Raw genomic sequence first — 1322 nt, forward strand, 5'->3', positions numbered from 1 at the left:
CTCATGTTAATAAATAATGACGTTAAGTCAAGTTTTTAGAGTAACAAACGTAGAATTTTAATCTATTTATTTTAAGCACTTACCTTTTCAAATTGATTAGGTGTAAGATACCCTAAACTTTGATGGATTCGTTTTGAATTATAAAAGGCTTCGATGTACCAGAAAATACTCTGATAGGCTTCTTCAAAGTTCTTATATTTAAATTGATACACCCACTCTCTTTTTAAATGTCCATGCCAAGATTCAAGACTGGCATTATGATAAGGGTATCCCCTTCGACTGAAAGAGTGAGTCATCCCATAATACTTAAGCAACTCTTCATACTCTAGACTCGTATACTGGCTTCCTTGGTCAGAATGAAGAATAACAGCTTCTGGATAGTCTTGTGATTTAATGGCCTTATTTAAAGTTCTTTGCACTAATTCTACAGTCATTCGCTTGCCCAAATCCCAAGCAATGACTTTTTTAGTATAACGATCCATAATGGTTGAGAGATAAGCCCATCCTTGTTGAGTAGGAATATAAGTAATGTCGGTTGACCAAACCTTATTTTTCTTTGTAGGTTCAGTCTGTATGAGATTTTTTCGATTGATGTGATCACTTAGTGAGTATCCAGGCTTAAATTTCTTAATGACTACAGACTTGAGTTGAAGTTGCTTCATTAGCTTCTGTACCAGTTTTAACCCGACTTTTTCCCCTTGTTTAAGTAGAAGATGATGAATTTTAGGAGCACCATAGATTCCTCGGTTAGCATTGAAGAGTTGAGAAATTTTGAGTGACAGGTATTGTCTCCTTAATTGAGTTTTAGATGGATGTCGGTTAATCTGTTCATAATAACTTGATTCAGGAACATCAAGGAGTTGACAGCTTAGTCTGACATTGAGTGCTAAAGTTTGTATGGTTTGAGCCATATCCGCAGCACTCACTTCTTTTTCTCGGCGAATATGGTCAATACTTTTTTTAAGATGTCTCGTTCTTCCTTAACTTTAGCCAGTTGTCTTTTTAATTCTAGAAAATCAGCTTTAGAGACGGAGCTTTCATTAGATTTAGAGTAGAGGTCTATCCATTTATAAATTGTTGCAGGGGCCACGTCGTATTCTTTAGACAGCTGGGTGACGGATTGACCAGAATGATAGAAGGCGATAAGGGTTTCTTTAAATTCTTTTGAGTAGCGTTTTTTCATGTTTTTGTCCTTTGTCTAAATTATACAATAGTGACTCTAAGATTTAAGGATAACATCATTAAATATGGTATAATTTAAGGTATATAATATGTATGTGGAGATACCATGAATCAAAAAAAGAGGCGTCATTATCGTAAGA

General features: G+C 34.9%; 1 protein-coding gene. It reads right to left on the bottom strand.

What is annotated here, in order from left to right; genetic code table 11:
- Positions 1 to 71: 71 nt before the first annotated feature.
- A protein-coding gene (locus ABT369_RS57805) for an IS3-like element IS981 family transposase (RefSeq protein WP_350627277.1) occupies positions 72 to 1183 on the bottom strand; the annotation gives its coding sequence in 2 pieces (ribosomal slippage) (positions 72 to 967 and positions 967 to 1183; 1113 coding nt in all).
- Between the last annotated feature and the right edge of the window lie 139 nt (positions 1184 to 1322).

It is taken from the genome of Dactylosporangium sp. NPDC000244, assembly GCF_040300725.1.
Lineage (GTDB): Bacteria > Actinomycetota > Actinomycetes > Mycobacteriales > Micromonosporaceae > Dactylosporangium.